This is a genomic window from Sphingomonas kyeonggiensis, assembly GCF_014204495.1.
Classification (GTDB): domain Bacteria; phylum Pseudomonadota; class Alphaproteobacteria; order Sphingomonadales; family Sphingomonadaceae; genus Sphingomonas; species Sphingomonas kyeonggiensis_A.
Genome location: NZ_JACHLN010000002.1, coordinates 785673 through 798904, shown reverse-complemented (window position 1 = coordinate 798904; position 13232 = coordinate 785673). Strand labels below are relative to the sequence as shown.

Genomic DNA, 13232 nt, shown 5'->3' with positions numbered 1-13232 from the left:
AAACCGGAGAATTTCGATGAAAACACGTACGCTTGGTCAGGGCCTTCAGGCCTCGGCACTCGGATTTGGCTGCATGGGCCTCGACTTCGGCTACGCGACCCGGGTGAGCAAGGATGAGGGCGTCACCCTGATCCGCCAGGCCGTGGATCGCGGCGTCACCCTCTTCGACACGGCAGAAGTCTATGGTCCCTTCACCAATGAGGTGATGGTCGGCGAGGCCCTGCGGCCGGTGCGGGATCAGGTGGTGATCGCCACCAAGTTCGGGTTCGACATCGATCCGGAAACAGCCGAGAACCGCGGCGTCTCCAGCCGTCCCGAAGCCATCCGTGGCATCGTGGACCGTTCGCTCCAGCGGCTCGGGATCGAGACCATCGACCTGCTCTATCAGCACCGCGTCGATCCCAATGTGCCGATCGAAGATGTCGCAGGCGTCGTTCGCGATCTGATCGCCGAGGGCAAGGTCAAGCATTTCGGGCTTTCCGAGCCCGGCGCGCAGACGCTGCGCCGCGCCCATGCGGTACAGCCGGTGACGGCCGTCCAGAATGAATATTCGCTGTGGTGGCGTGCGCCGGAGACCAATGGCATTCTCGCAGCCTGCGACGAGCTCGGCATCGGTTTCGTGCCGTACAGCCCGCTCGGCAAGGGGTTCCTGACCGGCGCCATGTCGAACCAGGCGCTGCCGCAGGGCGATTTCCGCGCGACGACTCCGCGCTTCCAGCCGGACGCGCTGGCGAAGAACGAGGCATTTGTGGATCTGCTACGGCGCGTCGCCGGCGAGAAGGGCGCTGCGCCTGCCCAGATTGCGCTGGCATGGTTGCTGGCGCAGCGCCCCTATATCGTGCCGATCCCGGGCACGACCAAGCTCCATCGGCTGGAGGAGAATATTGCAGCGGCCGACGTGGCGCTGGGCGACGATGAACTGCGCGATATCAATGATGCCGCATCCCGGATCGAGCCGGCGGGCGAGCGCTACGCACCCGCGCAAATGGCAATGGCCGGCCGCGAGGCACCTGCCAGGCAGGAGGTAGCGGAATGACCGGGCAACCGAAGATCGGCCGCCGCGCCTTGCTGGCCGGAGGCGCGCTCGCCGTGGCTCCGCTGATTGCGCCCGGGACCATTGCGTCGGCGCAGGTCTCCGGCGTCCCCGACGCTTCCGGGGCGGACAGGCGCAGGCTCGGCTCGCTGGAAGTCTCGAGCGTCGGGCTGGGCGTCCAGAACATGAGCCGCACCTACCAGACCACTATCCCCAACCGCCCGGAGATGATCCGCATCATCCGTGCCGCCTATGATCAGGGCGTGACCTTCTTCGATTCCGCCGAGGCCTATGGCCCGTTCGAAGTCGAGCGGATCCTTGGCGAGAGCGCGCAGCCCTTCCGCGACAAGGTCGTCATCGCAACCAAGTTCGGCTGGAATATCGATCCCGAGACAGGCCGCCGGCTGCCCGGTTTGAACAGCCGGCCCGATCATATCAGGACCGTGGTCGATGCGATGCTGAAGCGGCTGCGGACCGATCGCATCGATCTGCTCTACCAGCACCGCGTCGATCCGCAGGTGCCGATCGAGGATGTTGCCGGCACGATCAAGGAGCTGAAGGCGCAGGGCAAGGTGCTGCACTGGGGATTGTGCGAGATGGGGCTGAACACGCTCCGTCGCGCGCATGCCGAACTTCCGGTTGCCGCGGTGCAGAGCGAATATTCGATGCTGTGGCGTGGGCCGGAGGCGGAAGTGCTGCCGCTGTGCGAGCAGCTTGGCATCGGTTTCGTACCGTGGAGCCCGTTGGGGGTCGGCTTCCTGACCGGAGCGATCGATATGCGGACGGCCTATGCGGAGGGCGATATCCGCAAGAACGAGACTCGCTTCTCCGGGGAAAACCTGACGGCCAATCTGGCACTCGTTACGCTGTTGCGGTCCTGGGCGGAGCGGAAGCAGGCCTCTCCCGCGCAGGTCGCCCTTGCGTGGCTGCTCGGTCAGAAGCCTTGGATCGTCCCGATCCCCGGGACCACCCAGATGGCGCACATGCGGGAGAATAGCGGGGCGATGCGCCTGCATTTCACGCCGGATGAACTGAATGCGCTGAACAAGGCGGTGGCGGCGATCGCGATCAAGGGCGATCGCCTGCCACCGGCGGTGCAGGCGTTTTCCGGGGCGGAAGCCCCGATGCGACCGTGAAGGGGAAGGGCGATGCCTTCTCCTGTCGCGCGATGCTTGCCGCGCCGGCGGTCCTCGCGTTCGCGAGCACGGACGCTTGTGCGAAGGAAGGGGGCGCGGCGATGACCGGTTCCAGGGTGCTCGTCGCCTATTTCACACGCTCGGGCAACACGCGCGTCATTGCCGAGACGCTTCACCGGGAGCTCGGCTGCGGACTGTTCGAGATCCGACCGGCCCGCCCGTATCCCGAGGATTATGAGCAGCACGTCGCGCAGGCGACAAGGGAGCGGGATAGCGGCTTCGAGCCCGCGCTGGCGGCGAAGATCGAAAATCTGGCGGATTGCCGGGCGTTGTATCTCGGCTTTCCCATCTGGGGCGAAACCGTGCCTCCACCGATCCGATCGTTCCTGAAGGTACATGATCTGCGGGGGCGCACGATCCGGCCGTTCATCACCCATGGCGGCTACGGCATCGGCAATGCTGCATCGGTGCTTGAGAGCCACGCGCCTGCTGCCCGGATCGAGACGCCTTTCGTGATGGAGGCGGATCAGGAACGGCGAACCCTGAACCAGGTCAGAAGCTGGCTCGGCCAGTTGAAAGGATGACGGCATGAAGATGCGCTTGTTGGGCAACGGCCTTGAGGTCTCGGCGCTGGGGCTCGGCTGCATGGGCATGACCGGTGTCTATGGCTCGCCCGTCGACAAATCGGAGATGATCTCCCTGATCCGCGCGGCGCACGATGAAGGCCTGACCTTCTTCGACACCGCCGAAGCCTATGGGCCCTTCGCGAACGAGGAACTGGCGGGTGAGGCATTGCAGCCGATCCGCGATCAGGTCGTCATCGCGACCAAGTTCGGGTTCGACATCGATCTCGAGACAGGCGCGCGCCGTGGCGGCACCAATAGCCGGCCCGAGCATATCAAGGCGGTGGCGAATGCCGCCCTCAGGCGCCTGAGGACCGATCGTATCGACCTGTTCTACCAGCACCGCGTCGATCCGGACGTGCCGATCGAGGAAGTGGCGGGTGCGCTCAAGGACTTGATCGCCGAGGGCAAGGTGAAGCATTTCGGGATGTCCGAGGCGGGCGTGGCCACGATCCGTCGTGCCCATGCCGTGCAGCCGGTTACGGCAGTGCAGAGTGAATATTCGCTGTTCTGGCGCGGGCCGGAGACCGAGTTGCTTCCGGCGCTGGCGGAGCTGGGCATCGGCTTCGTCCCGTTCAGCCCGCTCGGGGCCGGCTTCCTCACCGGCCAGATCGACGAGAACACGAAGTTCCCCGAGGGCGATTTCCGCAACCTGGTGCCGCGCTTCTCGCTCGAGGCGCGCAAGGCCAATATGGCGCTGGTCGGCATTGTTCGCGCGGTCGCGGAACGCAAGGGCGTGGCCCCGGCACAGGTAGCGCTCGCCTGGTTGCTGGCCCAGCATCCGTGGATCGTGCCGATCCCTGGAACCACGAAGCTGACCCGGCTGCGCGAAAACCTCGGTGCGATCGATCTCGAGCTTACCGCAGCCGATCTCGCCGAGATCGAGGCTGGCACCTCCGCGATCATCGTCGAAGGCGAGCGGTTGCCCGAGGCCGTGCTGAAAATGACCGGGCTCTGAAGGCCTGGCCCTTTGCATCGTCACGGATATTTCGGAGAGCCGGGGGGGGCTCTCCGAAATTCGATAAATCGAGTTTTGTGAGTGCATTAATCCTGAAGTTTCATTTTGGTTGTCAGAACTTCAGCCGCACGCCCGCTGTGTAGTAGCGGCCGCGCGGGTCATCGCCGAGCGCGAAGCCATCGCGCAGCCCCGCCCGCGTGCCGTTGCCGACATAGGCGGCGAGTGGCGGCGTGGCGTCGAACAGGTTCTGCACGTTGACGTAGAACTGATACTGGCCCTTCGATCCCGGCACGTTGAACGCCAGGTTGAGGTTCGTCGTGGCGAAGGGCGCGATCCGGTTGTTCTGGATCACGCCGGTGCCGTCGGCGCCCAGCTTCATCGCATTGCGCCAGCGCTCCATGATATCGACCGAGATGCCCTCGATCGGCTCGACATGGAGATAGCCGGTGAGCCGCACCGTCGGCGTGGCCGAGAAGCCCAGCGCGCCGAAGCCGACGCCGGCCATGTCGATGTCCGCGATGCCCGGCTGGCGGAAGATCAGGTCGGGCTGATAGGCCGCGAGCAGGCGGATGCTCATCGGGCGATCGAACAGGCGGCCGGCATAGTTCGCCTCGACATCGATGCCCCAGGTCTCGACATTCGAGATGTTGAGGTAGCGCGCCGACCAGCTCGTTGCCTGGTTGGCGGCGGTGGTGTTGCCGTTCAGGCCCTGCGGCCGGCTCTGCAGCGCGCAATAGGGCGAGCTGCCGCCGCTGGCATAGCAGGCGAGCTGGATCTCGGCGGTCTGGCCATTGATCTGGGTGATCGCGTCGGAGATCTTGATCCGATAGGCGTCGACCGCGAGGCTGAAGCCGCGGAAGGGCTTGAGCACCACGCCGCCGGTAAGCGTGTTGCCGATCTCCGCCGTCAGGTTCGGGTTCGAGTAGTTCGGGTTCGGAACCGTCGGCGTCGTGTTGGTATAGAGATCGAGCGCGCGCACCTGGACGATCGAGAGCGGCGCGTAGAGATCGAACAGGGTTGGCGCGCGGATGTCGCGCGAGCGCGTGGCGCGCAGGCTGATCCAGTCGTTGAGGTGCCAGTCCGCCCCCAGCTTCCAGGTCACATAGTCGCCGCTGACATTGTACTTGGTGTAGCGCGCGGCCCCGTTGATATTCAGCGACTTGAAGAACGGCACGTCGCGCAGCAGCGGCAGGTCGAACTCGCCGGCGACTTCCCACACCGACAGGCTGTGCCCGGCAAGATCCTGGCCGAAGCTCGATTCATTGACCGTGTTGGTCGCGACGCAATTGTAGCGAAGCCCGGTGCAGCTGACGAAGTCGGCCGGGGTGGAGCTGCTCTTCGAGGAATAGCTCGTCTTGCGCCATTCGCCCGACAGCGCGACCGAGACCGGGCCGGCCCAGGTGCTGAACGGCGAGCCCGAGATTTCGCCCGAGACCGCGTCCATCTGGGTGACCGAGGAGAAATAGACCGTGTCGGTGACGTAATCGATCGCCGCCGCCGACGCTGCGTTGGGGCCGAACACGTTGATCGGCACGCAACCCGGCATCAGGCCGGGATTGGTCACGGTGATGTTGCAGACGATCTGCCCGCCGCTGTTGACCGCGTCGAGCGCGGCGGAGAGCTTCTGCCGGTTGATGACGTTGCTGAGTGCCGTGTCGAGCTCCGAGCGGCCGTGGGTGTAGTTCACTGCCCATTTCGCCCCGCCCAGATTGCCGTCGAGCCCGGCCGCGACGACCCATTGCTTCGAGTCCGCGACCGCGGTGTTGCGCGGGATGTCGCTCATGAACTTCGAGAAGGTGAAGGTCGGCTGGGTGGTCGGGATCAGCGCCTGATAGGCTGCTGGCAGGAACGCGTTGGTGCGGCTGATCGTAACGTTGTTGAGCTGGCTGGTCTCGGCATAGCTGGTGTTGGTCTTGAAGTTGGCCGAGCCCTGGACATAGGCGTGCACGCCGCCGCCGGGCGCGTCATAGTCGAGCCGGCCGAAGAGCTGGTGCCCCTCGAGCTTCGCGATCAGCGATGAGTCCCAATACCCGCCGCTGCCACCGATCTCGATCGACGAGGTGCCGGTCGAGGTGCCGTGCACGAACGGGCTGAGCACGCCGTTGCTGGCGAAGGTCTGGCCGTTGAGTGCGCCGCTGGTGATCAGGCCACCGAACGGGAAGCTGTTCTGGCGCAGGTTGGTCTGCAGCACATAGGGATTGGCGGTGGTGCCCGCGCCGGTCACGCCCACCTGGTTCAGCCAGGGGCGCGACGAGCGGTTATCGATCCCGTCTTCCTTGCGATACTCGTAGCTCAGCTCAAGGTGCAGGCCGCTGGCCAGATTGCCGCCCCAGGCAAGCGCGAGGTCGGTCTTGGCATCGTCGCCATATTCGGAGATGCCGCGGCTCGCCTCGGCCCGGATGCCGTTGAAATTGTGGTTGAGGACATAGTTGACCACGCCCGACATCGCGTCCGAGCCATAGACCGCCGAGACGCCGCCGGTGACGATGTCGACGCGCTGGACGAGCATCTGCGGCACGATGTCGACATCGACCACGCCGTTGAACAGCGTCGGCGGGATGCGCTTGCCGTCCATCAGCACGAGCGTGCGGGTCGCGCCCAGGTTGCGCAGGTTGAGCTGGTTGGCCGAACCGTTGCCGCCCGCGGCGCTACCCACCGTGGTCGGGTTGCTCGACGAGCCGCGCGAGCCGGCAAAGGCGGGCAGGGTGTTGAGCGCGTCGGCCAGGGTGGAGCCGGGATTGGAGGTCAGCACGTCCTCGGTGGAGATGACGGTGACCGGCGACGGGCTGTTGTCGCCGTTGCGGATGACGCGCGAACCGGTGACGATGATCTGCCCCTCGGTGGTGAGCGGCGCGTCTTCGGCCTGGGCGGTGGTGTTGGTCGCGTCGGGCGCGGTCTGCGCCAGCGCCGGCGATGACAGGATCAGCGTGCTCGTGCCTGCGAGCAGCGCGCAAAGGAACTTCGGGCTCAATCTATCCTCCCCAATCATTTTCTATTCGATTTGGGTATTCTCCGCCCCCGCTCTTTTGGCGGGTGGCCGGGCCGACGCTCGATGGGGCCGGCGAGGCTAGCTGTTAGGCGCGGCACGGCGATCGATCCGCATTGGTTTGGCCGGGGCGATGATAGATTTTGCGCTACGGCATGCGTGGCGCCCGAATAGAAATGATCGGGGCATGCGGTTTTGTGATTGGACCGGAAGGCCGCCCCGGCGAAACTCGCCGCCAGGATGACCCGCACCATTGCGGGCGAGCGGGAGAGTTTGGATGCGTCGTCGTGATTTCCTGTGGGCGCTGCCCGGCACCGCGCTGGTCGCGCGCTCGGCGCTGGCAGAAGACTGGGCGGGGCCGGTGACGACGCCGGGCAAGAAGGGCGTGATGCTGATGAACCGCATCGCGCCCTCGGTATCCGAACTCTACATCGCCGGGCTCGATGGCTCGAACGAGCGCAAGCTGCTCGCCGATACGCGCTTCGAATATAACGGCGTGTTCGCCCCGGGCGGCGGGTTCATCTTCACCTCGGAGCGCAATGGCGACGGCCAGTCGGACATTTTCCGCGCCACCGCCGACGGCAAGCTGGTCCAGCCGCTGGTGACCGGTGCCCCGGTGGACGATGCCGGCGTGCTGTCGCCGGATGGGCGGACACTGGCCTTCGTCTCCACTCGCAATGGTTACCGCGCGAACATCTGGCTGATGGACCTGAAGACCGGGCGTACCCGCCAGCTGACGGGGATCAACGACGTGCGGGGCGAGGACGGCAAGCCGGACTGCTATTACCGCCCGGCCTGGTCGCCGGATGGCAAGTGGATCGCCTTTTCGAGCGACCGCAACACCGCCTGGACCGGGCATGACAATGGCCATGGCTGGGAGCACACGCAGGAACTGTCGATCTATGTGATCGGCGTGGACGGCAAGGGCTTCCGCAAGGTGGCGACCAAGCCCGGTTATTGCCTGGGTTCGCCCAAATGGTCGCCCGATGGGCGCCGGATCGTCTTCTACGAGATGACGGTCGAGGCGACCTGGGGCGCGCGGCGCCCCAACTATATCGGCAAGACGCCCAGCAAGATCGTCTCGGTCGATGTCGCGAGCGGCGAGCGGGTCGAGCATCAGGCCGACAATGAGCTGAAGCTGCAGCCGCAGTTCCTGTCGAACAGCGAGATCGGCTACCTGGTCAAGTACGGCCCGAACGAGGGACTGGCCTATACGAGCGACCGGCCGGCGGTGAAGCAGGCGATGATCCGCTCGCCGCACTGGTCGGACGATGGCAAGTCGGTGATCTACGAGAAGGTGAAGTTCCAGCCGGCCCGGCCGGTGTGGAAGCCGCTCTACAGCTGGGACAAGGACTGGGAGTATCGCGAGACCGATGTCTTCCCGCTGATGTCGAAGCAGGGATGGATCGTCTATACCGACAAGCAGACCGGCAACGCCTCGATCATGGTGATGCGGCCGGACGGCAGCCAGAAGCGCAAGGTGTTCGATATAGAAGGGCGCGGGCTCGATCCGGACCTGGTGAAGAAGGGGCTGGCGGGCGCGTTCCAGCCGGCCTGGTCGCCCGATGGCGAGTGGATCAGTTTCGGGCTGGGCGCGTGGTTCTTCCTGCGCGACAAGGCCAATGCGGCGGTGTGGCGGGTGCGCGCGGACGGCACCGGCGCGGAACAATTGACCGACGGCAAGCAGCATTGCGGTTTCCCGAGCTATTCGGGCGACGGCAAGGAGATCGTCTATCGCTTGTGGAGCGACGACGAGAAGGGCCTGCGCATCCTCAATCTCGAGACGCGCCAGACCCGGGTGCTCACTCAGGGCTATGACAATCTCCCCGGCTGGTCGCCCGACGGGAAGAGCATCGTCTTCACTCGCAAGCGCGCCGAGGACGGCAATTTCGACATCTATACGATCAGCCCTGACGGCTCGAACCTGTTCCGCGCGACCACGCACGGATCGAGCGACGGCCATGCGGTGTGGACGGCGGACAACCGCATCTTGTGGAGCGGATCGCAGCACGGTTTCCGTGACGAGGCTGCGCTCTACGACCAGACCTTCCAGCAATATGGCCAGATCTACGTCATGAACCGCGACGGATCGGGCAAGAGGATGCTGACCGACAGCAAGTGGGAAGATTCGATGCCGCTGTATCTGCCCGCGAAGCGCTGAGACGCTGCGCCAAAACTATCGGCGGCTACGGGTTTCTGATCGGACGAAAGCCGCGCCGCCGAAGTAATCATCCTCGTCGAAACTAATAAGGTAGGCGCGATCCGTGGGGCGGATCGGACAGCCATCGACGACAAGCGCCGGCAAGACCGGCGAAAAGGGAGGGAAGTTTGATGAGCTATCGCAACCGCGTGGCGCGAACGGTCGCGCGTACTGCCCTGCTGGCGAGTGCCGCCGCCTGGACCATGCCGGCCTTCGCGCAGGAAACCGCCACGCCGCCGGCGCCTGCCACCACCGACGCCCAGGCAACGGACAATGGGCTGGTCGACATCGTGGTCACCGCCCAGAAGCGCCAGGAAAGCGCGCAGAACGTGCCGATCGCGATCACCGCGCTGAACAGCGAGCAGCTGAGCGCGGCGGGCACCAACGAGACGATGGACCTGAAGGCCAGCGTGCCGGCGCTCAACGTCACCACCGCCACCGGCGGCATCGGCCTGCCGCGCATCCGCGGCGTGGGCGCCACCGGCCAGGGCCCGGGCATCGAGAACCCGGTCGCCGTCTATGTCGACGGCTTCTACTATGGGGCTTCGTTCGGCGTGCTCCAGTCGCTGTTCGACACCGATCAGGTGGCCGTGCTCAAAGGGCCGCAGGGCACGCTGTTCGGCCGCAACGCCACCGGCGGCCTCATCCAGATCAGCACCATGGCGCCGAGCTTCGAGACCAAGGCCAAGGGCCAGATCGGCTTCGGCAATTATTCGACGCTGAACGGCGGCCTGTTCCTGACCGGCGGCATCACCGACACGCTGGCCGCCAGCATCTCGGCCCAGGTCGAGGATCGCGGCAACGGCTTCGGCAAGAACGTGTTCACCGGCAAGGACATCCAGGCCGGCCGCACCTGGGCGGGCCGCGCCAAGCTGCTGTTCCAGCCTGACGCCGACACTTCGGTGCTGCTGAGCGGTGACTTCAACGGCCGCTATGCCTCCGAGCCGGCCTTCCGCAACTTCCGGCTCAACGCGCTCGGCCAGAATGTGCCCAACCAGATCATCGCGGCCGGCGGCGACCCGGACCGCGACATCTATTCGGACATCGATCCGCGGATGACGACGCGGCAATGGGGCACCGGGCTGACGATCAGCCATGATTTCGGCGGCTTCACGCTGAAGAGCATGACCGGCTACCGCAAATCGGACTTCACCTATTATTTCGATCCGGACGGCACCGCGCTGCGCCGCCTGGTGATCGACAACATCCAGTACGACAAGCAGTTCACCCAGGAGATCAACCTGATCTCCGACAGCGCCGGTCCGTTCAAATGGGTGCTGGGCGGCTTCTACATGCATGACAGCGCCGGCAGTGCACAGAGCCGGTCGAGCGGCCTGCTCACCTTTGGCGGCAACGGCTATACCGACCAGGTGAACAACGTGAAGCTCGACTCCTATTCGGGCTTCGCGGAAGGCACCTACACCTTCGGCGAGAGCACGAACTTCACCGCGGGCATCCGCTACACCAGCGACACCCGTTCGCTCACCGCCCAGTCGATTTCGTTCAACGGCGCCACCAATGTGCGCACGGTCACCAATTCGGCCGACGACCATGTCTTCAACAAGCTGACCTGGCGCGCCTCGCTCGATCACCGCTTCTCGCCCGAGCTGCTGGCCTATGCGAGCTACAATCGCGGCTTCCGCAGCGGCACCTATATCGCCCAGGTCTCGCCGATCATCCTGCTCCATCCGGAAGTGGTCGATGCCTATGAACTGGGCATCAAGTCCGACCTGTTCGATCGCCGCGTGCGGCTGAACGTCGCGGGCTATTATTATGACCAGTCGAACATCCAGGTGCAGCAGGTCATCTCGGGCGCCAACAGCATCTACAACGCCGACGGCGCGCATATCTATGGCATCGATGCCGATGTGACGGTGCAGGTGAGCCGCAACTTCAAGCTGTTCGGCGGCGTGAACTACACGCATGCTCGCTATACCAACTTCACCAATGCGATCATCTCGGTGCCGTTCCCGCTGCCTGCGGGCTTCGTGATACCGACCGGGCAGACCTGCCTGGGAACCTTCGGCAGCCCCTTTGCCCAGCTTGGCGGCAACTGCCTGCTGCGCGGCGATGCCTCGGGCAACAAGCTGCAGAACACGCCGGAATTCACCGCAAGCGTGGGTGGCTCGCTCGACATCCCGACGGCGAGTGCCGGCACGTTCACGATCGCCGGCAACTATTACTACAATGACGGCTATGTCGGCACGACCGACGAACGCGTGTTCCAGGGCCATTACAGCCTGCTCGATGCTTCGATCGCCTGGAAGATGCCGGGCGATAAATGGACGATCCGGGTGTGGGGCAAGAACCTGACCGACACGCATTACTGGAGCCAGCTCGGCGCCACCAACAGCGGCGACAACGGCACGAGCAACGCGCCGCGCACCTATGGCGTGTCGCTGGGGTTCAGTTTCTAGCCAGTCCCTCCAGCCTTGAACGGCGCGCCCTGGTGGCGCGCCGTTTTCGTTTCCGGGTCATCCCATCCATTTGCTTACGGGTACGGCCGACTGCTCGAGCGGCTGGCTGATCACATCGACCAGGCTCGGTCCGTCGTGGCGGATCGCCGCGGCGATGACGGCATCGACCTCCGCCGGATCCTCGACGCGCCATGCCTTCAGCCCGAAGGCCTCGGCAATGCGGGCGTGGTCGGATCGGTTGAAGTCGACCGAGAAGAAGCGGCTGCCATAGCCGTCCTTCTGGCTGGCCTTGATCCACCCGTACGACGCGTTGCTGAACACGATCAGCGTGATCGGCAGGCCCTTGCGCACGATCGTCTCGAGCTCGCCGACCGCGAAGCCGAAGCTGCCATCGCCCATCGCCGCGACCACCTTGGCGCCCGGCCGGCCATAGGCCGCACCCAGTGCCGCGGGCAGCGAGAAGCCGAGCGCGCCGTGCGCCCTATTGGTGATGAAGCTGCGGCCGGTGCTGTCGAAGTCGAAATAACCGGAGAAATAGGGGCAGGGAGTGCCCGGATCGGCGACGATGATACCGTCCGCGGGCAGCGCCTTCTGGATTGCCGCGAGCACGCGTTCGGGGCGGATCGGGCGCTCGTTCGAATGGGCCAGCGCCTCGAAGCGCGCGCGCTTCGCGGCGCGCAGGCCGGCGAGGCGACGCGCGGCGTCGGTGTTGCGCGGGCCGTCCACGCGCCGGGTGATTTCGGCGAGCAGCGCGGACAGGCAGAGGCGGGCATCGCCGACCAACCCCGCTTCGACCTGGTAATTCGCGCCGACCACCATCGGATCGATATCGATATGGACGATTGGCACGCCGCGGCCGGGCACGCTGCCATGCTCGGTCGTCGTCGAGCCGGCGCGGCAGCCGATGAAAGCGACCGTGTCGGCGTCCGCCAGCGCCTCGCGGGTCTCGTCGGTGCCGCCGTTTGCACCGACCACGCCGATCGCGAGCGGATGGTTGTCCGGGATCGTGCCATGCCCGCTGACCGTCGATGCCACGGGCGCATCGAGCAGCTCGGCAAGCGCGATCAGTTCCGTGCAGGCGCCCGATAGGATAACCCCGCCGCCGCAGACCAGCACCGGGCGGCGGGCATTGAGCAGCATGCTGGCGGCGGCCTCGACCAGCGTCGGATCGGGCGCGGTGCGATAGGCGGGGAAGCTGCCATGCTCAGCCTGGCCCCACACTTCGGATGTGTCGAGCTGTTGCTTCTGCAGGTCATAGGGCAGGCCGATATGCGCCGCCCCGGGGCGCCCGGTGCTCGCGGCGCGGAAGGCGGTGCGGAACAGCAGCGGGATATGGGTGACATGATCCGCCACGCCGTTCCACTTGGTGAGCGGGGCGAATAGCGCTTTCTGGTCGAGCGCGGTCAGCGGGTACCGGCCGCGTGCCGCCACGGGCACGTCGGAGGTGATCGAGACGAGCCCGACCGAGCTCTCGTTCGCTTCGATCACGCCGGGCAGGATATAGGTGGCGCCGCCGCCGCTCGGCCCTTCGCAGATGCCGATCCGGCCTGTCACCCGGGCATAGGCATCGGCCATATAGGCGGCACTGCGCTCGTCGCGGGTGAGGATATGTTCCATGCCGTGATCGAGCCGCGCGAGCGCGTCGTAAAAGGGCAGGCTGGTGTCGCCGCACAGCCCGAAGATATGCTTCACCCCGTGGAGCTGGAGCATGCGGACGGCGGCCTCGGCGCCGGTGATATGGTTCTCGCTCATGGCTTGAGCCTAGGGGTGGCGCGGCCCCGCGCGGCTATCGATCCGGACCGCAGGGTAATCGGAAAGGCGCACGGACTTTCCGTTCGGTGCGATCATGTTTCCGATGGCTCCGCCGATAGGCCCGAGC

General features: G+C 65.6%; 8 protein-coding genes. 6 read left to right on the top strand and 2 right to left on the bottom strand.

From position 1 onward, the window contains the following. The first annotated feature begins 16 nt into the window (after window positions 1-16). The 4 genes from HNP52_RS11450 to HNP52_RS11435 are packed head-to-tail and all read left to right on the top strand — an operon-like array spanning window position 17 to window position 3750. Window positions 17-1036: an aldo/keto reductase gene (locus HNP52_RS11450; protein ID WP_184166939.1), complete on the top strand. Its 1020-nt coding sequence runs from the start codon at window positions 17-19 to the stop codon at window positions 1034-1036. Further along, window positions 1033-2169 (top strand): aldo/keto reductase, encoded by a 1137-nt coding sequence (locus tag HNP52_RS11445; RefSeq protein ID WP_184166937.1) that lies wholly within the window; start codon window positions 1033-1035, stop codon window positions 2167-2169. The genes HNP52_RS11450 and HNP52_RS11445 overlap by 4 nt, the downstream gene beginning before the upstream one ends. Continuing rightward, the gene (locus HNP52_RS11440) at window positions 2166-2753 is read left to right on the top strand and encodes a flavodoxin (protein WP_311768447.1); all 588 of its coding nucleotides are present in this window, start codon (window positions 2166-2168) and stop codon (window positions 2751-2753) included. Before HNP52_RS11445 ends, HNP52_RS11440 begins: the two co-directional genes overlap by 4 nt. Window positions 2754-2757: 4 nt before the next feature. Beyond that, entirely contained in the window at window positions 2758-3750 is a 993-nt protein-coding gene (locus HNP52_RS11435; protein ID WP_184166935.1) for an aldo/keto reductase, read from the top strand. Between the two features lie 112 nt (window positions 3751-3862). Here HNP52_RS11435 and HNP52_RS11430 read toward each other — a convergent pair whose 3' ends face one another. Beyond that, entirely contained in the window at window positions 3863-6721 is a 2859-nt protein-coding gene (locus HNP52_RS11430) for a TonB-dependent receptor domain-containing protein (RefSeq protein ID WP_184166933.1), read from the bottom strand. 292 nt (window positions 6722-7013) lie between these two features. Between HNP52_RS11430 and HNP52_RS11425 the strand changes: the two genes are divergently transcribed. Beyond that, window positions 7014-8897 (top strand): PD40 domain-containing protein, encoded by a 1884-nt coding sequence (locus HNP52_RS11425; RefSeq protein WP_184166931.1) that lies wholly within the window; start codon window positions 7014-7016, stop codon window positions 8895-8897. Window positions 8898-9067: 170 nt separating this feature from the next. Next, window positions 9068-11353: a TonB-dependent receptor gene (locus HNP52_RS11420; protein WP_184166929.1), complete on the top strand. Its 2286-nt coding sequence runs from the start codon at window positions 9068-9070 to the stop codon at window positions 11351-11353. A 57-nt stretch (window positions 11354-11410) separates the two neighbouring features. Here the strand turns inward: HNP52_RS11420 and HNP52_RS11415 are convergent, their stop codons facing one another. Next, window positions 11411-13105, bottom strand: coding sequence for a thiamine pyrophosphate-binding protein (locus HNP52_RS11415; protein WP_184166927.1), 1695 nt, complete (start codon window positions 13103-13105; stop codon window positions 11411-11413). Window positions 13106-13232: the final 127 nt, after the last annotated feature.

Bases quoted from the DNA above. Each gene is read 5' to 3' on its own strand.
- HNP52_RS11425 (WP_184166931.1), top strand. From the start codon at position 7,014: ATGCGTCGTCGTGATTTCCTGTGGGCGCTGCCCGGCACCGCGCTGGTC.
- HNP52_RS11450 (WP_184166939.1), top strand. From the start codon at position 17: ATGAAAACACGTACGCTTGGTCAGGGCCTTCAGGCCTCGGCACTCGGA.
- HNP52_RS11435 (WP_184166935.1), top strand. From the start codon at position 2,758: ATGAAGATGCGCTTGTTGGGCAACGGCCTTGAGGTCTCGGCGCTGGGG.
- HNP52_RS11445 (WP_184166937.1), top strand. From the start codon at position 1,033: ATGACCGGGCAACCGAAGATCGGCCGCCGCGCCTTGCTGGCCGGAGGC.
- HNP52_RS11420 (WP_184166929.1), top strand. From the start codon at position 9,068: ATGAGCTATCGCAACCGCGTGGCGCGAACGGTCGCGCGTACTGCCCTG.
- HNP52_RS11415 (WP_184166927.1), bottom strand. From the start codon at position 13,105: ATGAGCGAGAACCATATCACCGGCGCCGAGGCCGCCGTCCGCATGCTC.